Annotated in this window: 23 protein-coding genes; 6 read left to right on the top strand and 17 right to left on the bottom strand. The window is 73.0% G+C overall.

Features of this window, described 5'->3' with window-relative positions:
• The first annotated feature begins 121 nt into the window (after positions 1 to 121).
• Positions 122 to 811: a hypothetical protein gene (locus AC4IJH_RS29030; RefSeq protein ID WP_490854863.1), complete on the top strand. Its 690-nt coding sequence runs from the start codon at positions 122 to 124 to the stop codon at positions 809 to 811.
• A gap of 104 nt (positions 812 to 915) precedes the next feature.
• Here the strand turns inward: AC4IJH_RS29030 and AC4IJH_RS29025 are convergent, their stop codons facing one another.
• Entirely contained in the window at positions 916 to 1,731 is an 816-nt protein-coding gene (locus AC4IJH_RS29025) for an RICIN domain-containing protein (RefSeq protein WP_490854862.1), read from the bottom strand.
• Between the two features lie 110 nt (positions 1,732 to 1,841).
• Positions 1,842 to 2,588, bottom strand: coding sequence for a TetR/AcrR family transcriptional regulator (locus AC4IJH_RS29020; RefSeq protein WP_490854861.1), 747 nt, complete (start codon positions 2,586 to 2,588; stop codon positions 1,842 to 1,844).
• 120 nt (positions 2,589 to 2,708) lie between these two features.
• Between AC4IJH_RS29020 and AC4IJH_RS29015 the strand changes: the two genes are divergently transcribed.
• Positions 2,709 to 4,226, top strand: a complete 1,518-nt coding sequence (locus tag AC4IJH_RS29015; protein WP_490854860.1) for an MDR family MFS transporter — start codon at positions 2,709 to 2,711, stop codon at positions 4,224 to 4,226.
• A 162-nt stretch (positions 4,227 to 4,388) separates the two neighbouring features.
• Here the strand turns inward: AC4IJH_RS29015 and AC4IJH_RS29010 are convergent, their stop codons facing one another.
• Together AC4IJH_RS29010 and AC4IJH_RS29005 are read right to left on the bottom strand one after the other, a co-directional pair.
• The gene (locus AC4IJH_RS29010) at positions 4,389 to 4,859 is read right to left on the bottom strand and encodes a hypothetical protein (RefSeq protein WP_490854859.1); all 471 of its coding nucleotides are present in this window, start codon (positions 4,857 to 4,859) and stop codon (positions 4,389 to 4,391) included.
• Between the two features lie 79 nt (positions 4,860 to 4,938).
• Positions 4,939 to 6,234: a L,D-transpeptidase gene (locus tag AC4IJH_RS29005; RefSeq protein WP_490854858.1), complete on the bottom strand. Its 1,296-nt coding sequence runs from the start codon at positions 6,232 to 6,234 to the stop codon at positions 4,939 to 4,941.
• A 301-nt stretch (positions 6,235 to 6,535) separates the two neighbouring features.
• On the opposite strand from AC4IJH_RS29005, the gene AC4IJH_RS29000 reads away from it, so the two are divergent.
• Positions 6,536 to 6,796 carry a hypothetical protein gene (locus tag AC4IJH_RS29000; RefSeq protein WP_490854857.1) on the top strand — a complete coding sequence of 87 codons (261 nt, stop codon included), beginning with the start codon at positions 6,536 to 6,538 and terminating at the stop codon, positions 6,794 to 6,796.
• Between the two features lie 3 nt (positions 6,797 to 6,799).
• Here the strand turns inward: AC4IJH_RS29000 and AC4IJH_RS28995 are convergent, their stop codons facing one another.
• Positions 6,800 to 7,417: a Yip1 family protein gene (locus AC4IJH_RS28995; protein ID WP_490854856.1), complete on the bottom strand. Its 618-nt coding sequence runs from the start codon at positions 7,415 to 7,417 to the stop codon at positions 6,800 to 6,802.
• A gap of 275 nt (positions 7,418 to 7,692) precedes the next feature.
• Between AC4IJH_RS28995 and AC4IJH_RS28990 the strand changes: the two genes are divergently transcribed.
• Positions 7,693 to 7,965, top strand: coding sequence for a hypothetical protein (locus AC4IJH_RS28990; RefSeq protein ID WP_490854855.1), 273 nt, complete (start codon positions 7,693 to 7,695; stop codon positions 7,963 to 7,965).
• Between the two features lie 58 nt (positions 7,966 to 8,023).
• On the top strand, positions 8,024 to 8,767 hold the full coding sequence (locus AC4IJH_RS28985; protein ID WP_490854854.1) for a VIT1/CCC1 transporter family protein: 744 nt from the start codon (positions 8,024 to 8,026) through the stop codon (positions 8,765 to 8,767).
• A gap of 56 nt (positions 8,768 to 8,823) precedes the next feature.
• Here AC4IJH_RS28985 and AC4IJH_RS28980 read toward each other — a convergent pair whose 3' ends face one another.
• From AC4IJH_RS28980 to AC4IJH_RS28935, 10 genes are all read right to left on the bottom strand, one after another.
• The gene (locus AC4IJH_RS28980) at positions 8,824 to 10,011 is read right to left on the bottom strand and encodes a P1 family peptidase (RefSeq protein WP_490854853.1); all 1,188 of its coding nucleotides are present in this window, start codon (positions 10,009 to 10,011) and stop codon (positions 8,824 to 8,826) included.
• 63 nt (positions 10,012 to 10,074) lie between these two features.
• Positions 10,075 to 10,881, bottom strand: a complete 807-nt coding sequence (locus AC4IJH_RS28975; RefSeq protein ID WP_490854852.1) for a L,D-transpeptidase family protein — start codon at positions 10,879 to 10,881, stop codon at positions 10,075 to 10,077.
• 432 nt (positions 10,882 to 11,313) lie between these two features.
• Positions 11,314 to 12,528, bottom strand: a complete 1,215-nt coding sequence (locus AC4IJH_RS28970; protein WP_490854851.1) for a low temperature requirement protein A — start codon at positions 12,526 to 12,528, stop codon at positions 11,314 to 11,316.
• Positions 12,525 to 12,896, bottom strand: coding sequence for a monovalent cation/H(+) antiporter subunit G (mnhG, locus tag AC4IJH_RS28965; RefSeq protein WP_490854850.1), 372 nt, complete (start codon positions 12,894 to 12,896; stop codon positions 12,525 to 12,527). The genes AC4IJH_RS28970 and mnhG overlap by 4 nt, the downstream gene beginning before the upstream one ends.
• A complete protein-coding gene (locus AC4IJH_RS28960) occupies positions 12,893 to 13,237 on the bottom strand; it encodes an MrpF/PhaF family protein (RefSeq protein WP_490854849.1) in 345 nt (114 codons plus the stop codon). Before AC4IJH_RS28960 ends, mnhG begins: the two co-directional genes overlap by 4 nt.
• Complete coding sequence (locus tag AC4IJH_RS28955) at positions 13,234 to 13,782, bottom strand: Na+/H+ antiporter subunit E (RefSeq protein WP_490854848.1); 549 nt, start codon at positions 13,780 to 13,782, stop codon at positions 13,234 to 13,236. The genes AC4IJH_RS28960 and AC4IJH_RS28955 overlap by 4 nt, the downstream gene beginning before the upstream one ends.
• Positions 13,779 to 15,335, bottom strand: a complete 1,557-nt coding sequence (locus tag AC4IJH_RS28950) for a Na+/H+ antiporter subunit D (RefSeq protein ID WP_490854847.1) — start codon at positions 15,333 to 15,335, stop codon at positions 13,779 to 13,781. Before AC4IJH_RS28950 ends, AC4IJH_RS28955 begins: the two co-directional genes overlap by 4 nt.
• On the bottom strand, positions 15,332 to 15,763 hold the full coding sequence (locus tag AC4IJH_RS28945; RefSeq protein ID WP_490854846.1) for a Na(+)/H(+) antiporter subunit C: 432 nt from the start codon (positions 15,761 to 15,763) through the stop codon (positions 15,332 to 15,334). Before AC4IJH_RS28945 ends, AC4IJH_RS28950 begins: the two co-directional genes overlap by 4 nt.
• Positions 15,754 to 18,603: a Na+/H+ antiporter subunit A gene (locus tag AC4IJH_RS28940; RefSeq protein WP_490854845.1), complete on the bottom strand. Its 2,850-nt coding sequence runs from the start codon at positions 18,601 to 18,603 to the stop codon at positions 15,754 to 15,756. The genes AC4IJH_RS28945 and AC4IJH_RS28940 overlap by 10 nt, the downstream gene beginning before the upstream one ends.
• 441 nt (positions 18,604 to 19,044) lie before the next feature.
• The gene (locus AC4IJH_RS28935) at positions 19,045 to 19,788 is read right to left on the bottom strand and encodes a sirohydrochlorin chelatase (protein ID WP_490854844.1); all 744 of its coding nucleotides are present in this window, start codon (positions 19,786 to 19,788) and stop codon (positions 19,045 to 19,047) included.
• Between the two features lie 282 nt (positions 19,789 to 20,070).
• Between AC4IJH_RS28935 and AC4IJH_RS28930 the strand changes: the two genes are divergently transcribed.
• Positions 20,071 to 20,586, top strand: a complete 516-nt coding sequence (locus AC4IJH_RS28930; protein WP_490854843.1) for a group III truncated hemoglobin — start codon at positions 20,071 to 20,073, stop codon at positions 20,584 to 20,586.
• Between the two features lie 22 nt (positions 20,587 to 20,608).
• On the opposite strand, the gene AC4IJH_RS28925 is transcribed toward AC4IJH_RS28930, so the two are convergent.
• Complete coding sequence (locus tag AC4IJH_RS28925; protein ID WP_490854842.1) at positions 20,609 to 21,712, bottom strand: methyltransferase; 1,104 nt, start codon at positions 21,710 to 21,712, stop codon at positions 20,609 to 20,611.
• A 152-nt stretch (positions 21,713 to 21,864) separates the two neighbouring features.
• Positions 21,865 to 22,674 carry an alpha/beta fold hydrolase gene (locus AC4IJH_RS28920; RefSeq protein ID WP_490854841.1) on the bottom strand — a complete coding sequence of 270 codons (810 nt, stop codon included), beginning with the start codon at positions 22,672 to 22,674 and terminating at the stop codon, positions 21,865 to 21,867.
• Between the last annotated feature and the right edge of the window lie 136 nt (positions 22,675 to 22,810).

The raw sequence follows: 22,810 nt of genomic DNA, 5'->3' as shown, positions 1-22,810 counted from the left end.
GCCGGGCCGGGCAGGCTGATGCACGTACCGAAGAACACAGCACAGCAGAACACAGCACAGCAGAACACAGCACAGCAGAACACAGCACAGCACCGTGACTCAGACCTTGGGGGAAAAGACCATGTCCTTCGCCGCTTCCACGCTTCGCCGCAGCCGCCGTCTTGCCGCGGTCTCCGTGATTGCCGTGGCCGCGTTCTCGCTGACCGCCTGCGGTGGAGGCGAGGAGAAGGCAGGGGGCGACCAGCCGTCGAGCAGCGTTCCCGCTCCCGCGGGGGACCAGCCGAAGCCCGCTGACGGCGGGCAGGCCGGCGGCAGCTCCACCGACGGCACGTCCGCGGGGAAGGGCTCGCAGGGCGCGACGACGGGCGGCAAGCAGGGCTCGGCGACGGGCGGCGGCGCGGCCACCGGCGGTGGTACGGGCGGCACCGGCGGCGCGGCGACCGGCGGCGGCACCGGCGGTGCGGGCACCGCCCCGGGCGGCAAGGGCGAATCAGCCGGGAAGGGCAGCAACAAGGGCGTCAACGGGACCTGGGTGGGCACGCTGAAGTACCTGGCGCCCGGGAAGCTCACCGTCGCCCCGAAGTCCGGTGCCGAGCAGGCCTTCTGGGTGGCCGCCGACACCAAGATCCTTGGCGCGGCTGCCATTTGCGGCGGCAAGGACGGCCAGGTCACCGCCGACGGCTCGGGCTACGGCACCACCCGCTGCACCGACGCCGACCTGGACAAGGCCGCCAAGCTCGGCAGCGTCCAGGTCCGGGTCACCCTCCAGAACGGCATCGCGGGCACGGTCGCCGAGCACTACCACCCCTGATCCACTGCCCACCCCCGAGAAGCGGCCACGCACGCCGACCCCCTGGCGCGCGTGGCCGCTTCATGTCCGGGTGTCCGGATGCCCGCGCCGGTGCGGCAGGCATGTCAGTAGGCGTGCACCTGGCGCAGCCGCCAGCGCTGGCTGGGGGTGCCGCGGTGTTCTTGGACCACGACGTTGGCGCCGTTGTCCGTGCCGGCGTCCAGCACGTCCAGCGCCTTGCGGCTGCCGACGCCGACGAAGGTGTACGAGCCGTCCTCCGCCTTGGTGATCCACCACCGTTGCGCCGTGCTGCCGTTGGGCTCCCACTGCTGGACGTTGGCCCCGTCAGCGCGGCTGTTGCCCACCACGTCCAGCGCGTTGTCGCTGTTGCGGCTGACGAGCCGGTGAGCGCCGTTCTGTACGTGGGAGATCGTCCAGATCTGGTGGCGGGCGCCGGTGGGCTCCCCCTGCTGGACATTGGTGCCGGAGCGGTTGCAGGCCCCGGACACCTCCAGGCACTTGCCGCTGTGCACCGCGCTGATCACGTAGCTGTTGCTGTGGCGGAAGGTCTCCAGCGGGAAGTCGAGCACATACGCGCTGGAGACGGCGTGGTGCAGGTCGCCGACCTCCCGGTTGTGGCGCATCAAGGTGGTCCCGCCATCGGCGACGACCCGGGGGCGGGCGGCGCCGGGCGGGACCGTCGCCGCCCGTCCGCCGCCCTCGGCCTCCTCGTAGAAGGCCACCGGGCGGTCCATGTTGTTCACGACGGAGGACGCGCAGTCGTCGAAGTCGTAGCTCGCCAGGTCGCGGATGGGCTCGTCCGAGACCAGGACGCGGCCCCAGCCCTCCTCGCGCACATTGAAGTTGAGGTCGTCGTACAGGGCCCAGTGGCCCGGAGGACAGGCTTGCGTACCCTCTGCCTTGATCACCTTGACGGTCATCGCTGGGATCCCTCTCCGTGGCGCGGCAGCAGGAATCTATGGGTGTTGGTTCCCCTCGGGTACGGCGAGAACTGGACATATGCAGCGGTGGCGCTGATTCCGCTGCGCGCTCAGATCCCCATCCGGGCCGCGATACCGTCCAGGACGCAGTCCAGGCCGGTCTCGAAGCGCCACTGCGGGTCGTCCTTGCGGGTCGCTTCCTTGGTGTAGCGGTGGTAGGCGGGGTAGCGCCCGGTGCTCATGAGGTACGTCATCTGCGGTGCGAGGGCCTGGCGCACGTCGTCGCCGGAGTCCCAGCCGCGCTCGCGGAAGAGCTGGTGGTAGGCGGCCTCGGCCGAAACGGCGCCGTGCACATAGGAGTTGACGGTGCCCAGCACCGCCATCATCGCGTCCACGTCCAGGCCGAGGCCGTCCAGCGCGGACAGCCCCCGCTCGGCCGCGGCCAGCCGGCTGGGAGACAGGGAGCGCAGCGACTGCGGCGTGGAGATCTGGATCAGCCAGGGGTGGCGCAGCGCGATCTCGCGGCTCTGCAGGGCGTGGGTGCGCAGCACCTCGCGCCAGCCCGTGACGCCCTCGGGGGTCCTCAGGCCGGTGTAGGCCGCGTCGACCATGAGGTCCAGGACCTCGGACTTTCCGGAGACGTACCGGTAGGCGGCCATGGGCGCGACGCCCAGTTCGGCGGCCAGCCGGCGCATGGTGACGGCGTCGATGCCCTCGGCGTCGGCGAGTTTCATCCCGGCCGCGGCGATCCTCTGCGGAGTCAGGGTGGCGCGCGGCGCCGGTGCGGGCCGCTCCACCCGCTCCCACAGCGAGACCTTCTGTGCTGCCTGTTCCCGCTGGTCCTTGTGCCCTGCCATGGCGCTGTGTCCTTCCCTCGGCCGGCGCGTACAACGTATCAGCGGTGTACGTCGTACACATCAATGTGTACGGTGTATCTCCATCGTGTACGACGTACACGCACAAGGGCGGGAGGGGCAGTGAAGAAGCTCTATTTCGGGGTCTTCGGGCTGATGCTCGGGATGTTCCTGGCCATGCTGGACGGCCTGATCGTCGGCACCGCGCTGCCGACGATCGTCGGCGAACTGGGCGGGCTCGACCACTTGTCGTGGGTGGTGACGGCCTACATGCTCACCGCCGCGGCGGCCACACCGATCTGGGGCAAGCTCGGCGACCTCTACGGCCGCAAGGGCATGTTCATGGCCTCGATCGCGGTGTTCCTGGCCGGGTCGATGCTCTCGGGCCTGGCGCAGGACATGACGCAGCTCATCGGCTTCCGGGCGCTGCAGGGGCTGGGCGCGGGCGGGCTGATGGTCGGCGCGATCTCGGTCATCGGCGTGCTCGTGCCGCCGCGCGAGAGCGGCCGTCTGCAGTCGATGATCGGCGCGATGATGCCGGTGGCCTTCATCGGCGGCCCGCTGCTGGGCGGCTTTCTGACCGACCACCTCAGCTGGCGCTGGGCCTTCTATGTGAACGTGCCGGTCGGCGCGGCCGCGCTGCTGATCGTCGGCACGGGCATCCGGCTGCGTACGGAGCGGATACGGGCCCGCATCGACGTCGCGGGGGCGCTGCTGCTGACCGCGGGCATCCTGGCGGTGACCCTGCTGGCGAGCTGGGGCGGCGTCCGCTACGGCTGGGGGTCCTGGCAGATCCTCACCCTGGCGGCGGTGGGCGCGCTGGCGCTGGTGTGGTTCGTACGGGCCGAGCGGCGCGCGGCCGAACCGATCCTGCCGCCGCGGCTGTTTCGCAGCCGCAACTTCACCCTCGCGCAGATCCTCAGCTTCCTGGCCGGCGCGGTCATGGTCGGCGGCACCAACTACCTGCCGCAGTACATGCAGTTCGTCCAGGGCCTGACGCCGACCGCCAGCGGCATGCTGCTGCTGCCGCTGATGTTCGGGATGCTCGCCGTACAGCTGATGACCGGATCGCTGGTCGCCCGCACCGGCCGCTACCGCATCTACCCGATCCTGGGCGGCGCGGTGCTGGCCGCGGGGATGCTCGTCCTGCTGCTGCTCAAGGTGGGGTCGAGCACGGCCGTCGCCTCGGCGCTGACCCTGGTCGCGGGCCTGGGGCTGGGGTTCCTGCTGCAGACCACCGTGCTCATCACCATGAACAGCGCCGAGCCGCGCGACATGGGCGCCGCCGGCGGCGCGGTCACCCTGCTGCGGACGATCGGCGGCTCGCTCGGCGTGGCCCTGCTCGGCGGGATCTACAGCGGCCGGGTGGCGGCCACGATGGTGGACCGCCTGGGGGAGACGGCGGGCCGCCGGCTCGCCGGCGGCGAGGTGACGCCCCACCTGCTCGGCACGATGCCCGAAGCGGTGCGGGACGCCTACCGGGCGGCGGTCACCAGCGGGCTGCACGGGGTGGCGCTGGGGGCCGCGGTGCTGGCCGGGATCGCCTTCGCCGTCGCGTGGTTCGTACGGGAGGTGCCGTTGCGCGGGAGCGAGCCGGATGGCGCGGCCGGGGAGCGGGTGCTGGACGAAGCGCGGTCGTGACTCGGCGGGCTTGCGGAAGTCCGGTGCGGTGCCGCGCCCCGCAAGGGGCGCGGGGCCGTGTTGATATGCGGCTGTGCCGCGTGGGCGCGACCGGTCACGGACGGCCCGCAGTCGACCGACCGCACTTCCCGCGCAGCGCTGAGCGGCTGCCCCTTATGGGGCCTAGCCTTTGGCCCAGGCCACCAGGGCGCCGCCGACGGCGGGCAGGCCCCACATCGCCGCTCTCGCGAGGTTTCCGAGCGTCGGGCTGCGGCGGGCGGTGGCGACGCGGGTGAGGTATTCCAGGCCCGCGGTGGAGCAGGCGAAGGCGGCCAGGTACCAGGGGACGTTGCCGAAGTCGGGCAGGCGCAGGTCCTTGCGCAGACCGATCAGCGCGCCCCACCAGGCCATCGCCCACACCAGGGCGCCGCGCAGCGCCCAGACCGGTGAGAGGTCCAGTACGGGCTGCTTGGGGCGCGTACGGGTCAGGGTGCCGCAGACCAGGACGACCGCGCCGAGCAGGCAGACGGCCAGGGCCAGGACGGAGGCGGCGATCAGGCCGATGGAGACCGCGCGCGGGACGTGCGCGGGGAGGTCGGTCAGATCGCTGAAGGCGCTGCGGTCGCCGATGCCGTCGGCCAGATGAAGGAACACGAAGATCGATTGTGCGTCGGTCCGGGAGGCGAGTCCTAGGGACTTACGTCCCGGACCGCCGCACATGCGGATCCAGCGCTCAGAGTGCGCTGCCCGCCTGCCACTGGCTCCAGGACATGTTCCAGCCGTTGAGGCCGTTGTCCGGCTTGATGGTCTTGTCCGGGGAGTTCTTCACCACGACCACGTCGCCGACCAGCGAGCTGTCGTAGAACCACTTGCCGGGGGTGTCGCCCCCGCCGCCCTTGACGTCCCGCAGGCCGACACAGCCGTGGCTGGTGCCCTGGCTGCCGAAGATGGACGGGCTGCCCCAGTAGTTGCCGTGGATGAAGGTGCCGGAGGAGGACAGGCGCATGGCGTGCGGCACGTCCTTGATGTCGTACTCACCGCCGAAGCCGACCGTCGAGCCGTCCATGCGGGTCTGCTTGAACATCTCCGAGATCACCATCTGCCCGTTGTACGTCGGGTGCTGGGCGCTGCCGCCGGAGATCGGGATGTCCTTGACCTTCTTGCCGTCCCGCTCGACGGTCATGGTCTGGGTCTTCATGTCCACGGTGGAGACCTGGGAGCGGCCGATGTCGAAGGTCACCGTCTTGGACTGGACGCCGAAGACGCCCTTGGAGCCCTGCACCCCGTCCAGGTCGATCTTCAGCGTGACCTTGGAGTTGGCCTTCCAGTACTCCTCGGGCCGGAAGTCCAGGCGCTGGGCGCCGAACCAGTGACCGACCACCTTCTGGCCGCTGCTGGAGGTCACCGTGATGTGGGACTGGACATCCTTCTTGTTGGTGATCGGCTTGTTGAAGGTGAAGGAGACCGGCATTCCCACGCCGACCTTCTTGCCGTGGTCGGGCGTGTAGTTGCCGATGAAGCTGTTGGCCTGGGAGACCGTGGTGAAGGAGGAGTTCTCGGTCGCGGCGCGGTTCTTGGCGTCCACCGCATTCGCGGTGATCTTGTACTTGGTGCCGCGCTCCAGCTGCTTGCCGGGCTTCCAGGAAGTGCCGTCGGCGGATATGGAGCCCTCGACGGTGGCGCCGGAGTCCCCGACCGTCATCGTCACGCTCTTCAGCTTGCCGCCGCTGACCTTGACGACGGTGTCGTTGATGCTGGCGTCGGTCGCGCCGTTCTTCGACGAGATCTGGATCTTCGCGTCGGAGGCGTCCTTGGCTGCCGCGGCATCCGCGTTCGCCTGGCCCTTGCCGTCGCCGCCCTTGTCGTCACCGGCGGCGTCCCCGCCGCAGGCCGTCAGCGCCAGCGCGCCGGCCGCGAGAAGGGAAACCGCCGCCAGACCGCGGCGCGCCGTGCGCCGGCTGCTGCGGGGGCGAGCGGGCGCGCTGTTTTCCGGCGCGGGGGTGTCCGGCGATGTCACGGGCTGCTCCATGGGCGAGAGGTGTTTCCAGCGCTTCTAAACAGCTCTCGCGGGGAGGTTTTGGTTCCACCCCAACGCCCTTGTGGCGAAGGTCACATGAGGGGTGCGAGTGCCCGGCGGGGCACGTATGCAAGGTGCTGCGCGAGCGAGGCGGGGCAGTTGAGAGGGCCCGTGCGGGGCGGAATGCCGCACTTCGGGACCAAGGTCCCATGGCCCCCTGTCGAAGGTCCCTCGGTGTGGTGTCTACTGGGCGCCCGGCGCATCGCCCGACGCGACCGAAGGACCCCGAGTTCCCCACGACCTGGAGGACCGCATGCTCCCCTCCGTCACCATCCTCCAGCAGCTCGGCCTCGCCGTACTGGCCGTCGCCGTCGTCGTCTGGATCGTGGGCCTGGTCAGGGTCGTGCGCCGGGACCGCGCCGAGGCGTCCCCCTGGACCGGCGCGCAGGACCTGCTGTCCTCGGTGCCGCGCCAGACCGACCCCGCGGGCCCCGAGCGCGAGGCGGTCAACCTCAGCGAGGCGGAACGCGAGACCTTCGAGGGCCTCGTACGGAACTTGGCCGGGCGGCGCTGAGGCTCAGCGAACCGGCCCCAGTTTCAGCAGTGCCAGCGCGGCCAGCATCTGGATCGTGACCGCGACCGCCGCCTTGCCGGTGGGCAGATGGTGCTGGCCGCGTATGAGCAGTACGGCGAGCGTGCAGCCGAAGCCCCAGGTCGTCCAGGCGATCGCGGCCAGCAGGACGGAGCCGGACGGGATCCAGTGCGCCAGCACCAGCCGCGGCAGGTCGGTGACCCAGAACAGCACGATGAACAGGCTGACGGTCGGGGCGAATTTGCCGTTGCCGCCGATCGTGCGGGCTATCGCATGGGTGACCATCCCCAGCGCCAGACTGGCCAGCAGTACGCCCGCCTCGGCCACCCCGGCCACCATCAGCGCCGTGTGCCGGTCCGTGGCGTACTGCTGCCGGAAGGCGTCCACCGACAGTACGCCGAGCGCGCCGCTGATCAGGCACAGCACCGTCGCCGCGCTCCACGCGCTGCGGTCGCGCGCCTCGTCCAGCACCTCCACGGGACGGAACCACAGGCCGAGCACCAGACGGTGCCACCACAGCCGCCGCCGCTTGGGGACGGGGGGCTTGCGCTGTACGAGCGTGGGAGGCGGGGGAGGAGGGGGAGCAGGGGAGGACGCGGCCATAAGGCCGTTCTACCACTGACGATTTGGCGGTGGCCGAGGTGGATGCCGCACTGCGACAGCGGGCGGCGGCGGGCCGCCACGGGGCGGCCGGGTGACCGAAATCGCAGGGACTTTGGTCCCGCTTCCCCTTGTCAAAGGTCCCGAAGCATGGTGTTAACTGGGGCAGTCGGGGAGGAAGCGACAACAAGCGTCAGGAAGCGGCCCAAGCACCTGAAGCAGTCGTCGGTGCTCAGCTGTCGCAGCGCTGTATTCAGCCACTGTGCCTGGAGGACCCCATGTTCCACATGCTCGACCACCTCGCCGATCCGCAGCGCGTGAGCCTCGGCCTGTTCGGCGCACTGGCCGTGGTCTCGGTCGTCGCGGGCGCCCGGGCCCTGTGGCGGCAGTCCCGGCGCCCCCGTACGGGGCCCGGTGCGCCCGCCGAGACCTTCCTGGAGCGGATCAACCACCCCCTGGACAACGTCCGGCTCAGCCTCGCCGAGGAGCGCGCCTTCCAGGTCGTGGTGCGGCAGTTCGCGGCCGGGTCGAGCGGCCTGCGCTTTCGCTGACCTGTGCCCGGCCGTGTCGCGCCGGGCGCCCGCAGAGCGGCGGTGAGACCCTCCCCGCATGAGCCACGGCACGCCCGCACCCTCCGAGCCCGCCCCCGACCAGGGCCACGAAGAAGCCCACAACGGCAGCCTGGGAAGCCGGTTGAACTGGCTGCGGGCCGCCGTGCTCGGCGCCAACGACGGCGTGGTCTCCACCGCGGGGCTGGTCGTCGGCGTCGCCGGGGCCACCGACGCGCGCGGCGCGCTGCTGACGGCCGGGCTCGCCGGGCTGCTGGCCGGGTCGATGTCGATGGCGGCGGGCGAGTACGTCTCCGTCTCCACCCAGCGCGACTCCGAGAAGGCAGCCCTGGCGCTGGAGAAGCGGGAGCTGGACACCCGGCCCAAGGCCGAACTCGTCGAGCTGACCGAGCTGTTGGAGGGCAAGGGGCTCACCCCCGAGCTGGCCCGGGAGGTCGCCGAGCAGCTCACCGAGCACGACGCGCTGCGGGCGCACGCGGAGGTCGAGCTGGGCATCGACCCCGACGACCTGACCAACCCCTGGCACGCGGCGGGCGCCAGCTTCCTCGCCTTCACGGCGGGCGCGGTGCTCCCGCTGCTCGCCATCGTCCTGCCGCCCGCGTTTTTGCGCCTGCTGGTCACGGTCGTCTCGGTGATCGCCGCACTGGTGCTGTGCGGCTGGGGCAGCGCCAGGCTGGGCGCCGCCCCGGTACGGCCCGCCGTCCTGCGCAACGTTGCCGGTGGCGTACTGGCGATGGGGGTTACGTACGCGGCCGGTTCGTTGCTGGGCGCGGCGGGGGTCTAGCTTCCGTACGCGATGTCCTCGAACGCCGGACGGGCTGGATCGATCGCGGTCGGCGCTCAGTCGCCGTACAGATCCCGGTACGAGGGAAAGGCGCCCCCCGGCCCGTCGACACTCTCGGCGGCGAGCGCGGCCTTGACCACCGCGCGCGTCACCGCGTCCGCACCCGCCGCGAGAATCTCGTTGAGGGCCCCCGCCTCGGTGTGCACGCCGAACGCCGGGTCCGCGTCGGGCTGTTCGGGCACCAGGGGCCGGGACCCGGTCGACAGGGCGAAGACCGTGTCGCCGTCGGACAGGAGGTGTACGGGCCGCACCGCGCGGGCCAGCCCGTCGTGGGCGGTGCCCGCCAGCTTGTGGGCCTGCGCCCGCGAGAGGGTGGCGTCGGTGGCGACGACGGCCAGGGTGGTGTTGAGCGAGGGGCGTACGGCGGCGGCCGAGCGGGCCGCCGACTCGGCCCTGGCCGCGTCCAGCCGGCGGCGGGCCGCGGCGTGGACGGCGGGGGAGGGCGGCCGGACGGCCTGATGGCCGTACAGCTGGCCGTACAACTGCCCGTAGAGCAGACCCGAATGGGGATCCACGAGCGAGCCCGCGGCGTTGACCGCCGCCAGCGCGGCGACCGTCACGCCCGAGGGCAGCACCAGGCTCGCGGTGCCGATGCCGCCCTTGAGGCCGCCGGCCACCGCGCCCGTACCGGCGCCCCTGTTGCCTTGCGGTACAGGGGAGTTGAGGTTCGTGCGGAACGCGGCCTCGGCGGCCTCGTGGCCGAAGGCGGCGCCGGGCCGGGCGCGCCAGTCGCCGCCGCGCCCCAGGTCGAACAGGGCGGCGGCCGGGACGACCGGGACGACCTGCGCGGGGTCGGGGCCGACGCGGAAGCCGCGGCCGTGCTCCTCCAGCCAGGCCACGGTGCCCGAGGCGGCGTCCAGCCCGAAGGCGCTGCCGCCGCTGAGCACGACGGCCTCTACCCGCTGGACGAGATTGCGCGGGTCCAGCGCGTCGGTCTCGCGGGTGCCGGGCCCGCCGCCGCGCACGTCGACGGCGGCGATCGCCCCGCCCTCCGGCGCGAGGACCACGGTCGTGCCGCTGAGCCAGCCGTCCCGCGTGCGTTCGGCATGTCCGACCCGAAGGCCCGTGACATCCGTCAACGCATCCCGGGGACCGGTGCGTTGCGCCGAGGAGTCGGCGTCAGCGGCGGCGGGGGACACAGCATCTGGGGACACAGCATCTGGGGACACAGCATCGTCAGCCATGCCTCATGGGTACCACGAGGGTGCGACGGCGCGAGCGGTGCGGTGGCCCCGGGCGCGGTGGCCTCAGAAGCCCGCCGGGCCCATCACGATGACCGGGTGCTGCGCGGGGTCCAGGGTGCGCAGCAGCTCCTGCATCACCTCGGGCTTGAGGCTGATACAGCCCTGGGTCGGTCCGTTGTGGTCGACGTGCAGCCACACCCCGCCGCCCTTGGCCGCGCCCAGCGGGCGCTTCTGGTCCAGCGGTGAAGTGCCCGGCACGCGGTTGTAGTTGATGGCGATGACGTAGTCGAAGGCGCCCTCCAGGGGCTCCCCCTCCACGCCCGTGCCGTGCGCCACGAAGCTGCTGTTGCGGTCGTAGGGGAGCTTGGTGCCCTGCGGCGGCGCCAGCCTGCCGCCCGCGTCGGTGAGGGTGTAGACGCCCTGCGGGGAGCGCAGGTCGCCGTAGCGGTGGTCCTTGGTCCAGCCCCGGGAGGCGTTGTGGGCGGGCCAGGTGGGGCCGGGCCGCCAGTCCTGGGAGCCCTCGGCGCGCGTGTAGAGGACCACGCCGGAGTCGTGGGCGTCGTGGCCCTTGCCGGTGGCCACCAGGACCTGGCGGGAGTCGGCGGGGATCTGCTTGCGGACGGCGTCGCTGAGGCCGGGAATGTCCTTGGGGGCCGCGGCGGCGGACGGCGCGGCGGCCGGGGCGGTGTCCGGGGCGGCGGTGTGCTTGCCGGTGTCCTTGGCGCGCTGGTCGTCGTGGTCGTCGCCGCTGGCGGGCCACGCGCACAGCGCGGTGCCTGCCGCCAGCACCGTCACGATCAGGCCGGTCGCGGCCTTGCCGCGCCGGGTCAGGCGTATGCGCTGGGTCTTGCTGGCGTGGCGGGGGGCCATGTCGTGAGACTCCTCGTGTCCGGCCGGACGGGGAAGACGGACCTGCTACGGCGTCTGCCGACGGGCATAAAGGGCAATCTTCACCGTACATGGCACAGGGATTCGAGCCGCTGCCACCCCCCTGCCCGTTGCGCGGCGCAAGGGTCCAAGGTCCCCGGAAATTCGGGCCTTTTGACAGGGCGTCGAGGGCCGACACACCGGCCCGCCGGGCCGCGCTACGCCCCCGGCCCGCCGCCCCTGCCACCGGCCGGACCGTCCCCGTACGGCAGACCCCCACCGTTCGCGCTGCCCGGCGAGAGCGCCCGGCCGGCCCTGTCCCGGGGCCGGCCGGCCCCGGCCGCGGTCCCGCTGGTCGCCCGTACCCGCGAACTGCCCCCGACCGTACGGGACGTGACGGGCCGAGTCCCCGGCGGCCCGCACCGCGGCGCCCTCTCAGTCCCGTACCGCGGAGCGCTTGACCGGGTGTGCCAGGATCGGCACCACCACGCCGACCGCCATCACGATGCCGCTGAAGAGCACCGGCCGCGGGGTGAACGTCATGGCCAGCACCAGGCCGGCGATGCACGGGTAGAGCGCGTTCATCGCCACGCCCTTGAGGTGCGGACGCAGGTGCAGCGCCCACACCAGCAGGACGTAGACGGCGGTGGGGACGGTCACCAGCGAGGCGACCAGGGTGTCGTCGAGGTTGACCTCGCCGGTGATGTCGTCGGCGTCCAGTACGATCCCCGGCCCTACCGCCGCCACCGCCGCGAAGATCCCGTAGTGGCCGTATCCCCACAGCAGGGACGACTTCAGCGAGGTCAGCCCCTGGTGCGCGGGCACCGCGAAGTACAGCCACCACATGGAGAAGGCGATCAGCACGGCGCCCACGATCACCATCGCCAGCTCCCCGGCCCCGCGCGGGGACTCCATCTCCGCCTGGATGGCCAGCACCACCGCGGTCGCGGTCTCACCGAGCAGGATGATGGTGAACAGCCCGTAGCGCTCCACGATGTGGTGCGGGTGCCAGGGCGTCTCGCCCGCCCGCTCCGCCCAGGCCGGTACGAGCACCTCGCACACCGCGAAGAAGGCGAAGTACGCCCACTTCCCCGCGCCCGGCACCGCCAGCCACCCCAGCCAGCCCGCCTGGCAGAAGGTGATGCCCAGCGCGTAGCGCAGCGCGGTGGTGCGCCGCTCGGGGTGCGAGGCGGCGGCCCGCAGCCACTGCGCGACCATCGCGATCCGCATCACCACATAGCCGATGACCGGCACCGTGAAGTGCTGCTCGGACAGCGCCTCGGGCACCCCGGCCGCCAGGATCAGCGCGCCGGTGATCTGCACCAGGGTCGCCACCCGGTACGGGGCGTCGTCGGTATCGTAGGCGGAGGCGAACCAGGTGAAGTTCATCCACGCCCACCAGATGGCGAACAGCACCACCAGGAACCCCAACGCGCCCTGCACCAGGTGGTGTTCGGCCACCTCGTGCTCCCAGGCGCGCCCCGCCTGGGCCACCGCGACCACGAAGCACAGGTCGAAGAAGAGCTCCAGGGGCGTGGCCGCCCGGTGCGCTTCGGTGACGCTGCGGCCCTTCATCGGCCGGTACCACCGCCAGACGCCCTCGGTGGAGGCCGCGGGCTCCTTCCCGGGCCGGTAGTAGTGCTCGCTCATGCCCGTTCCTCGCTCTCTCCCGGCACCCCGGGCAGGTCGCGTGCCAGCTCGTCCACCGCCAGCAGTTCCTCGTGGACCACTCCCGTACGGTGCGCGGCGCGGCCGATCATGTGGGCCGCCACGGGGGCGGTCAGCAGCTGGAAGAGCCCGATGAGCAGCAGCGTCCCGATGTCGGAGAGGGTGCGCAGCCGCAGCCCGACGCCGAGCAGGAGCAGGAGTGTGCCCAGCACCTGCGGCTTGGTCGCGGCGTGCATGCGCGAGAGCAGGTCCGGCAGGCGTACCAGCGCGAGCGCGGCCAGGAAGGTGAGCAGCGCGCCCAGCAGCAGGCAGACGGCGGAGGCCAGATCGGCGGCCTGGGTCCAGTTCACCGCGACTCCTCGGGGCCGTCCGCGCGCCCGCCGTCCGTGGGCCCGCTGTCTGCGTGCCCGCCACCCTCGGGCCCGCCCAGGGACGTCTCACGGGCGATGGCGAAGCGGGCCACGCACACCGAACCGGTGAAGCCGAACAGGGCCAGTACGGCCATGGCGGGCAGCGAGACATTGGTGCGCAGCTGCACCGCCGTCACCGACATCACGCCCACGGCGGTGATCACCAGCACGTCCAGCGCCAGGGTGCGGTCCAGCAGCGAGGGGCCCGCGATCAGCCGGGCCAGCAGCAGGGCCGCGGCCGCCGTCAGCAGTACGGCCGTCACGGCCAGCACGGCGTTCATCTGCTCCCTTTCCGGTCGCGCTTGGCGTGCCGGGCGGGCGGGGCGAACGCGCGCAGCACCCGCTCCTCCAGCGCCAGCGCCTCCGCGCGGCTGCGCGCGATCCGCTCGGTGGTGTCGGCGGCCAGCACATGCACGTACAACAGGCCCTCCTGCGGCCGCAGTTCGAGGACGGCGCTGCCCGGCACCAGGGACAGCAGCCCGGAGATCAGCGCGATCAGCAGCGGGTCGCGGGTGTGCAGCTGCACCGCCAGCACCGAGCTGCTCGGCAGCCGGCCGGGGCGCAGGGTCAGCGCGATCACCTGGACGCTGGCCGTCACCATGTCCAGGAGCTGGCGTCCGGCCAGGTACGCGCAGGCCAGCGGGCGCAGCCGCAGCCCGCGGCCCATCGGCGGCAGCCGCAGCAGCCAGGAGACGCCGAGCGCGACCAGCAGCCCGGCCGCCACGTTGGCGAACGTCAACTCGCCCTGGAGCAGCACCCACACCAGCGTCAGCCAGACGATCACCGATGGCTGCGGCCTGGCCCGGCCGCCGTTCGCCGCGCTCATGCGCCACCTCCCAGGACGGCCCGTACGTACACCGCGCGGTCCAGCAGCTCGGCCGCGGTGTGCTCCGCGTAGCCGACCAGGGGCTCGGCCCACACCGTCATCGCCAGGCCCAGCACGACCAGCGCGGCGGTGGCGCCGACCATCGCCTTGGGGAAGGGCGCGGTGGTCACCACGCCCTCGCCGCTGACGCCCTCCCAGCTCTCGGCCTGCGGGCCGGTGGGCAGCGGGGTGTCCGGCTCGCGCCAGAACGCCTTGCTCCACACCCGCGCCACCGAGTACAGGGTCAGCAGCGAGGCCAGCATCATCCCCGCGACCAGGATGTACGTCGTCGGAGTGCCCATGTGCACGCCCGCGTTGAGCAGCCCCACCTTGCCGATGAAGCCCGACAGCGGGGGGATGCCGCCGAGGCTGAGCGCGGGGATGAAGTACAGCGCGGCCAGCAGCGGCGAGAGCCGGGCCAGGCCGCCCAGGCGGTCGATGGAGGTCGAGCCGCCGCGGCGGTCCATCAGCCCGGTCGTCAGGAACAGCGAGGTCTGTACGACGATGTGGTGCGCGATGTAGAACACCGCGCCGGAGAAGCCGCGCGCGCTGCCCAGCGCCAGCCCGAACACCATGAACCCGATATGGCTGACCAGTGTCAGCGACAGCATCCGCTTGACGTCCAGCTGCACCATCGCGCCCATGATCGGCAGCAGCATCGAGGCCAGCGCCACCCACATCAGCACGTCGTCCAGGCGCCCGTCGGGGAAGAGCAGCGTGTTGGTGCGGATCATCGCGTACACGCCGACCTTGGTCAGCAGCCCGGCGAAGACCGCGGTGACCGGCGCGGGCGCCGTCGAATAGGAGTCCGGCAGCCAGGCGTTGAGGGGGAAGACGGCCGCCTTGATGCCGAAGGCGATCAGCAGCATCAGCTGGAGCACCAGCCGGATGCCGTCGCCCAGCGCGTCCAGCCGCCCCGCCAGCTGCGCCAGGTTGAGTGTGCCGGTGGCCGCGTACACCAGCCCGATGGCCGTCAGGAACAGCACCGAGGACAGCAGGTTGACCGCGATGTACGTGGTGCCGGTGCGCAGCCGCGACTCGGTGCCGCCGAGGGTGAGCAGGACGTAACTGGCCACCAGCAGCAGCTCGAAGCCCACGTACAGGTTGAACAGGTCCCCGGCCAGAAAGGCGTTGGAGACCCCCGCGGTCAGCACCAGGAAGGAGGGGATGAACACCGCCTGCGGCGTGCGCGAGACGGCGTCGGCCACGCCCTGCCCGATCGCGTACACCAGCACCGCCAGCGCGATGGAGGTGGAGACGAGCAGCATCAGCGTGGAGAGCCGGTCGGCGACCAGGACGATGCCCAGCGGCGCGGCCCAGCCGCCCACGTGCAGCACCTGCGGGCCGTCCTGGTAGACCTGCACCAGCAGCACCGCCTCGACGATCTGCACGGCCACCAGCGCGCACACGCTCACCGCGCGCTGCCCGTTGAGCACGCGCGGGCCGAGCGCCGCCGTCACACCGTTGCCCAGCAGCGGGATCAGCACGGGCAGGGCCACCAGGGCGTTGTTCACGAGGTGCCTCCCGGGCGCGGCTCGTCCTGCGGCTCGTACTCCGACTCGTCGCTGGCGCCGGTGCGGGCGCACCGGTCCTTGCCCGCCAGCCGCCGCGCCTCCACGTCGTCCTGGAGTACGTCGTCGCCCGTCAGCTGCCAGTAGCGGTAGGCCGTCGCGAGCAGGAACGCCGTCATGCCCAGCGTGATGACGATCGCGGTCAGGATCATGACCTGGGGCAGCGGGTCGCTCATCCGGCCGTCCCCGCCCAGGATCGGCGGGCGCCCGGCCCGCCCCGAGGTGGCCAGGATCAGCAGGTTGGCGCCGTTGCCCAGCAGCACCACGCCCAGCAGCAGCCGGCTCAGGCTCTGCGAGAGCAGCAGATACACCCCGGCGGCCACCAGCACCGCGACGGTGCCGGCCAGCGTCACACTCACGCTCAGCTCCACGCCGTCACCTCCCGCTCCTGCCACTGCCGGTCGATCTCGGCGCCCAGCGCCCGCAGGAAGTCCAGGACCATGCCGACCACGAGCAGATACACCCCGATGTCGAAGAAGAGGGCGGTCGTGGTGTGCACCTGGCCCACCAGCGGAAGGCCGAAGTCGATCGCGGCGCTCTGCAGCACCGTCCCGCCGAACGCGAGGGGCGCCAGGGCCGTCAGCGCGGCGAGCGTCAGCCCCGCGCCGATCAGCACCTGCGCGCCGATCGGTGCCGCCTCGCCCAGCTCGAAGCGGCCGCCCGCCAGATAGCGCAGCACCATCGCCAGGCCCGCGGTCATGCCGCCGGCGAAGCCGCCGCCCGGCGCGTTGTGCCCGGCGAAGAGCAGATAGAGGGAGAGCACGACGGCGGTGTGGAAGGTCAGCCGCGTCATCACCTCGAAGAGCAGCGAGCGGCGCCCGGCGGCCACGGTGTACGCCGCCCGCAGCAGCCCGGCCACCGCTCCCTGCGCTTCCTGAGTCCCCGTCGCGCGGGGCACCGCGGTCAGCAGGCGGCGCAGGAACACCAGCCCGGTCACTCCGGCGGTGCAGGCGCTCAGCACGGAGATCTCGCCGAAGGTGTCCCAGGCCCGCAGGTCCACCAGCGTCACATTGACGATGTTGCGCCCGCCGCCCTCGACGGCCGCCTGCGCCATCCCCGGGTCGGAGACGGGCCGCTCCACCCGCGCGCCGCCGGCCGCGATCAGCAGCCCCGCGGTCACCAGCCCCGCGCCCACCGCCAGCAACGCCCGCCAGGCGCGCCCGATCCGCCCGGGGCGCCGGGCCGGGAAGTGCGCCGGCAGCCGCCGCAGCACCAGGACGAACAGCACCAGGCTGACCGTCTCCACCAGGAACTGGGTCAGCGCCAGATCCGGCGCCCCCTCCAGTACGAACAGCACGCTGGTCCCGTAGCCGGTCACGCCTGCCAGCAGCACCGCGCTCAGCCGGTGCCGCATCGCCACCAGCGCCACCGCGGCGATCGCGATGACGGCCCCGGCCGCCAGCTGCACCGGCGAATCCCACGGGTGCGTCCGCGTGTGCCACGGCCCGCCGCTCACCAGCGCCAGTACCGGCAGTACCGCCAGCACCACCAGGATCGCCGCCAGATGGCCCGTCAGGGACCCCCGCTGCACCGTCGTGGTCACCGTGAACGCCACCCGGTCCATCCCGAGCATCACCCGGTGGTAGACCCCGTCGGCGCTGAAGCGCAGCGCCACCGCGGCCTGCGCCCGCAGCACCCGCTCCCGCGCCACGAACAGCAGCGCCCCCACGGCCAGCGTCACCCCGGTCAGCCCCAGCGCCAGCCCGAACCCGTGCCACAGCGCCAGGTAGTACCCGTGCCCGCCGCCGGTCCCGTACTGGTCGGCGTACGCGGCCACCGCCCCGTTCCACAGCGGCGCGGCACACCCCAGCGCCACCCCCAGCGCCGCCAGCAGCACCGGCGGCGAGGTGAACAGCCACCCGGGCCGGTGCCGCACCCCGGCCACCGCACCGCCCCCCGGCCCGTCGAAGAAACCGCCCCACAAGAAGCGCGCCCCGTACGCGAGGGTCAGCGCCGAACCGGCCACCACCCCCGCCAGCACCAGCTGCCGCCACGGGCCGCCGAGACCTTCGGGACCCGCCTCGATGAACGCCTGGTACGCCGCCTCCTTGGCCACGAAACCCGCGGTCGGCGGCAGCCCCACCATCGACGCCAGCGCCACCACCGTGGCCCAGAACACCACCGGCGTCTCCCGGCGCAGCCCGCGCAGCCGCCGCATGTCGCGGGTGCCCGTCGCGTGGTCCACGATCCCCACCACCATGAACAGCGCGCCCTTGGCCGCGGCGTGCGCCACCAGCATGGCCAGCCCCGCCACCGCGGCCGTCCGCGTGCCCGTCCCCAACAGCACCATCAGCAGGCCCAGTTGGCTGACCGTGCCGTACGCCAGCAGCAGCTTCAGGTCGTACTGCCGCAGCGCCCGCCACCCGCCCAGCAGCATCGTCAGCAGCCCGAGCCCCACCACTACGGCGCGCCAGGGCGGATACCCGGCGAAGGCGGGGCCCAGCAGCGCCACCAGGAAGACGCCCGCCTTCACCATGGCGGCGGCGTGCAGATACGCGCTGACCGGGGTGGGCGCGGCCATCGCCCCCGGCAGCCAGAAGTGGAAGGGGAACTGCGCGGACTTCGACAGCGCGCCCACCAGGATCAGCACCAGCGCCCAGGTCACCGGGCCCGTCGCGGGCGGCGGGTCGGCGAGGATGGCGGAGACGGTGAAGCTGCCCGCGGTGTGCCCGAGCAGCAGCAGCCCCACCAGCATCGCCAGTCCGCCGAGCGTGGTGACCACCAGCGACTGCAGCGCGGCCCGGCGGCTCTCCTGCCGCTCCCGGTAGTGCCCGATGAGCAGATAGGAGAAGACCGTGGTCAGCTCCCAGAAGACATAGAGCAGGATCAGGTTGTCCGCGACCACCAGCCCCAGCATCGCCCCCGCGAACGCCACCAGGGTGGCGGCGAACCGGCCCACCGAGCGGTCCCCGGGGTCGAAGTAGCGCGCGCAGTACACCAGCACCAGCGCGCCGACGCCGGTGACCAGCAGCATCATCACCATCGCCAGCGGATCGACGTGCAGATCCAGGTTCAGCTCATAGGCGGGGAGCCAGGAGACCCGCTCGACCAGCGGCGACCCGTCCAGTACAGCGGGCGCCCGCGTCAGGGCCCATACGGCGCACCCGGCCGGCACCAGCGCCAGCACCAGGAAGGCGCCGCGCCCCAGAACGCGTACGAGAGCAGGCGCGGCAAGCGCGGCCACGATGTGCGCGACCAGCAGAAACAGCACGCACCCGTCCTCTCCCTGAGTCCTCGCGACCGCCGGACGCGGCGGACCGATCTAACGAGACATCAGGTCCGGCGGACTTTCGACCGGGGGAGACGGAGCGGAGCGGGCGATTACGCGGCGCGCCCCGCGTCAACGCGTCCGACGCCAGGGCGAGTTGGCGCGCGCGTATCCGCCGGACGGGGGATTGTGGCGGCGCGCGGCCGTACGGGGGGCCGTTTCCGCCGGCGGCCACCACCCGCGCAGACCCGGCCCGCACGAGTCCGGCCCGTGCGAATCCAGCCCGTACAGATCCAGCCCGTCCAAATCCAGCCCGTCCGGCGTTTGAGGACGAGCCCGGCGCCGGCCGGGCGATACCGCGGCGGCCACCACGGCGCGCGCACCCCCGCTCCGGGCCGGGGGGCCGACCCCCGCCGGGGCCGGACGAGCCGACCCGCGTCCGGGTCAGACGGCCAGATACGAGGACAGCGACATCCGCCCCGCGGCGTGGCGCCGCAGCACCAGGCGGGCCAGGCGCGAGTGGTCGGCCAGCGGGGCCGTCACGACCCACGCCGCGCCGCCCAGCCGGTCCAGGGACGCGCTGAAGCGGCCCGGCGCCAGCAGGTGCGCGGCCACGGCGATCCGCCGGTGGCCGTCCCTGCGCAGCTCCTCGACGGCCTCCTCGACCGAGGGCCCGGCCGCCGAGCAGTACCCGGGCCGCACCGGCACCCGCCCGCGCTCCCCGCCCAGCAGCTGCCGCAGCTGACGGGCGGCCGTACGCGCCCCGTCCGTGCCGCCGGGGCGCGAGGAGCCCGCCGAGGCCAGCACGACCGCGTCCGCCTTGCCGCCCGCCCGGCGCTCGGCCGCGCGCAGCCGCTCGTACAGCGCGAAGGCCACCGACACCTCGCCGCTGAGCCCCGCGGTCAGCGCGCACCGCAGCCCCCGCGCCCGCGCGGACTCCACGACGGCGGGGATGTCCACGGTGTGGTGATAGCCCTCGCCCAGCAGCAGCGGCACCACGACCGCGCTGCCGTGTCCCTCCGCGGAGACCGCCTGCAGCGCGTGCGCCAGGCTCGGTTCCTGGTGGTCGAGGTGGCCGGTCACCGGCCGTATCCCGCCGAGCCGGGTGATCAGACCGGCGAGCCGGTCCACGGTCTGTGCCGCTTCCGGGACTGCGCTGCCGCGAACGGCCAGTACGAGCTCGGGCATGGCCTGGGCCGCCTTTCCACGATCGATGCGGTCGGGACGGAAGTTGGCCGGGCCGCTGCCAGGGGTCGGGGTGGCGCGGCCCGTGCCTTCACGCTAAGCGCGCACACCGCCCAAGTGGTTCAAAACCACTCCTTGTCCGTCAGGTTGCCGGACCTGACGGGCCGTCCCGCGTACTCACCGCTCTTGCCGCGGTCCGGTGGCCACCTGTGGTAGTCCGGACATCAACAGCACCCGGAACACCCCGCACCCGGAACACCCCGCACCCCACAGGAGTCACCGGCCATGGACGAGGCCCCGCCGGTCCGCGCCGCCGCCCGCACCGACATCACCGCCCGCACCGACATCACCACCCGCGCCGACCTGGAGGCCCTCCTCGGCCGCTTCTACGAGGCCGCCTTCCGCGACCCGCTGATCGGCGGGTACTTCACCGCGCTCGCCCGCACCGACCTCGGGGCGCACCTGCCGCGCAGCGTCGACTTCTGGGAGCGCGTCCTGTTCGGCGCCGCCGCCCGCCCCCGCGACGCCTACGCCCCGCACGCCGCCCTGCACCGCCAACGGCCGCTGAGCGCCGAGCACTTCGGCCGCTGGCTCCAGCTGTGGCGCTCCGCCGTCGACGGACTGCACGCCGGCCCCACCGCGGAGCGCGCCAAGGCGCAGGGCGAACGCATCGCGCTGGCCATGCTGCGCCGCCTCGACGGGCGCGCGGCCCCTACGGACGCCCACGGCGCGGCACCGCTCGGTTTCGTCCCCCTGACCGCCCTCGAACTGCGTACCCCCGCCCGCCGCCCGACGGCGTAACACCCCCCGTACGGCCGTACCGCTAGCCGTCGTTGCCCGCCTTCGCCACCGCCTCCACGATCGAGGGGAACGCCGGTGTGCGCAGCGTCCGGGTGCGCCGCAGCCCGGCTCCGGCGAGCAGCGCGTCCAGGTCGCCGGGCTCCCGCGCCCGCCCCTCCTGGAGCATCATCATCGCCACGTCCAGGCCCTTGCCCGGGTGCGGCTCGTTGCCGGGGCGCAGTACGGAGTCCACGATCAGCACCCGGCCGCCGGGCGCCATGGCCCGCCGGCACGAGCCGAGGATGCGGACGCAGTCCTCGTCGCCCCAGTCGGGCAGCACGTGCTTGAGCAGGTAGAAGTCGCCGCCCTCGGGCACCGCGGTGAAGAAGTCGCCCGGCACCGCCCGCCACCGGCCCGCCAGCTCCGGAACGTCCAGCAGATGCTCCCGCAGCGCCTGCTCCTGGTCGCACAGCACCCCGGTCAGCCCCGGGTGCCGCAGCAGTACGTCGCGCAGCAGCCCGCCCCGGCCGCCCCCGACATCGACCACCACCCCCCGCTCGGGGAACGGATAGGTGTCCGCGACCCGGCCGTTGACCGGGTCGGAGAAGGCCGCCATGCCGACGTCGAAGAGCTCGCGGGCCGCCGCGTGGTCGTTGAGGTACGAGAAGAAGGGTGCGCCGAAGACCTTGGGGAAGGCGGGCTCCCCGGTCCGTACGGTCTCCTGCAGCGCCGACTCGGGGCGCAGGAACATCTCCTCGGTGAGCATGACGACCGCGGCGTGCAGCGAACCGGGAGTGCCGGTCCGCAGATACCGCGCGGCGGGGGTGAGGTGGAACGCCCCGTTCTCGTCCTCGCGGAAGACCTCGCGCGAGGCGAGATAGCGCAGCAGCCGCCGCAGCGAGACCTCGTCGGTGTCCGTACGCCGGGCCAGGTCGGCGGTGGTGCGCGGGCCCGCGTCGAGGTGGTCGGCGATCCGCAGGTCCGCCGCGGCGCGCAGCGAGGCGGAGTAGAGATGTCCCAGGGCCTGGTCCAGCAGGTGTGCGGCGGCGACGGCTTCGGGCGCGACATCGGCCGCGGGCTCCTCGGCGCTCGCGTGGCCGGCCGGGCCCTTGGTGTGGGGGTGGCGGTGGGTGTGCGAGGTGTTCAACGTCCGTCTCCAGCAGTCGAGTTCCGGGAGTACCCCCTCCACCCTTCCCCGCGGCTGTGCGCCCTCACCTCCGACCGGCCCGCCTACGACCGACTTCCGACTCCGGCCCGACTCGCGCTGCGCCGTTCATGCCGGGCCGCCGCGCCGCAGGGTCACCCCGCGCGCAGGCCGTCCAGGAACTCCCCGACCGCCCGCGCGAACCCGTCCGGGTCGTCGTCGTGGATCCAGTGCCCGGCGTCCGGGAACTCCACGAGCCGTGTGCCGGGCCGCCGTTGGGTCATCTCGCGCGCCAGCGGCGTGGGCAGCAGCGTGCTCCCGTGCCCGTGCAGCACCAGCGCGGGGCAGGCGGAGGCGAGCCAGTCCTGCCACCAGTCGCCGACCCCGCCCTCCTGGACGGACATCATCTCCTCCCAGTCGAAGAGCAGCCGCCAGCGGCCGCTGCGCGGGTCCTGCTCGGCGCTCCGCAGGAAGTACGCGCTGTCCGGGACGCCGCGCGCCTCGATCGCCGCCGCCAGCTGTGCGCGGGTGGCCGCCTCGCGGGGCCAGCCGCGCACATCGAGCACCGGGTGCTCGACCTCCGGGGTCCGCATGACGGGCCCGACGTCCTCCACGATCAGCGCGGCGACCAACTCGGGGTGCCACGCGGCGAGTTGGTAGGCGTTGATGCCGCCGAGCGAATGTCCGAGCACCACGACGGGACCCAGCCCCAGCTCGTTGACGAACAGCGCCAGATCGCCGACGAAGTCCTTGCGCGAGCCGCCCCCGCCGTGCTCGCTGTGCCCGTGCCCGCGCTGGTCGGGCGCGATGACGCGGGCCCGCCCCGCCAGCCGCTCGGCCGGCCCGCCGAAGATCGCGCCCCGGCCGAAGGACCCGTGCACGGCGAGCAGCACCGGCCCGTCGCCGCCGAAGTCCTCGTACGCCATCTCACGCCCGCCCACCCGGACCACCGCATGCGACCCCATGCGCCCCAACCCCTCTCGTCACCGCTGTCACCGCCCGCCCCCCCCGATCCAGCATGTCACCGCCCCTGCTCCCCGCCCCTTGACCTTGCCCCTGGGACAAGGCCCAGCATCGACCGTGCCGGGCCCACAGGGGCCC

The sequence above is a fragment of the Streptomyces sp. UF-297 genome (assembly GCF_058245575.1).
This window is presented reverse-complemented; position numbering and strand designations above follow the sequence as displayed.

Bases quoted from the DNA above. Each gene is read 5' to 3' on its own strand.
- AC4IJH_RS29030 (WP_490854863.1), top strand. From the start codon at position 122: ATGTCCTTCGCCGCTTCCACGCTTCGCCGCAGCCGCCGTCTTGCCGCG.
- AC4IJH_RS29025 (WP_490854862.1), bottom strand. From the start codon at position 1,731: ATGACCGTCAAGGTGATCAAGGCAGAGGGTACGCAAGCCTGTCCTCCG.
- AC4IJH_RS29020 (WP_490854861.1), bottom strand. From the start codon at position 2,588: ATGGCAGGGCACAAGGACCAGCGGGAACAGGCAGCACAGAAGGTCTCG.
- AC4IJH_RS29005 (WP_490854858.1), bottom strand. From the start codon at position 6,234: ATGGAGCAGCCCGTGACATCGCCGGACACCCCCGCGCCGGAAAACAGC.
- AC4IJH_RS29000 (WP_490854857.1), top strand. From the start codon at position 6,536: ATGCTCCCCTCCGTCACCATCCTCCAGCAGCTCGGCCTCGCCGTACTG.
- AC4IJH_RS28995 (WP_490854856.1), bottom strand. From the start codon at position 7,417: ATGGCCGCGTCCTCCCCTGCTCCCCCTCCTCCCCCGCCTCCCACGCTC.
- AC4IJH_RS28990 (WP_490854855.1), top strand. From the start codon at position 7,693: ATGTTCCACATGCTCGACCACCTCGCCGATCCGCAGCGCGTGAGCCTC.
- AC4IJH_RS28985 (WP_490854854.1), top strand. From the start codon at position 8,024: ATGAGCCACGGCACGCCCGCACCCTCCGAGCCCGCCCCCGACCAGGGC.
- AC4IJH_RS28980 (WP_490854853.1), bottom strand. From the start codon at position 10,011: ATGGCTGACGATGCTGTGTCCCCAGATGCTGTGTCCCCAGATGCTGTG.
- AC4IJH_RS28975 (WP_490854852.1), bottom strand. From the start codon at position 10,881: ATGGCCCCCCGCCACGCCAGCAAGACCCAGCGCATACGCCTGACCCGG.
- AC4IJH_RS28970 (WP_490854851.1), bottom strand. From the start codon at position 12,528: ATGAGCGAGCACTACTACCGGCCCGGGAAGGAGCCCGCGGCCTCCACC.
- AC4IJH_RS28960 (WP_490854849.1), bottom strand. From the start codon at position 13,237: ATGAACGCCGTGCTGGCCGTGACGGCCGTACTGCTGACGGCGGCCGCG.
- AC4IJH_RS28955 (WP_490854848.1), bottom strand. From the start codon at position 13,782: ATGAGCGCGGCGAACGGCGGCCGGGCCAGGCCGCAGCCATCGGTGATC.
- AC4IJH_RS28935 (WP_490854844.1), bottom strand. From the start codon at position 19,788: ATGCCCGAGCTCGTACTGGCCGTTCGCGGCAGCGCAGTCCCGGAAGCG.
- AC4IJH_RS28930 (WP_490854843.1), top strand. From the start codon at position 20,071: ATGGACGAGGCCCCGCCGGTCCGCGCCGCCGCCCGCACCGACATCACC.
- AC4IJH_RS28920 (WP_490854841.1), bottom strand. From the start codon at position 22,674: ATGGGGTCGCATGCGGTGGTCCGGGTGGGCGGGCGTGAGATGGCGTAC.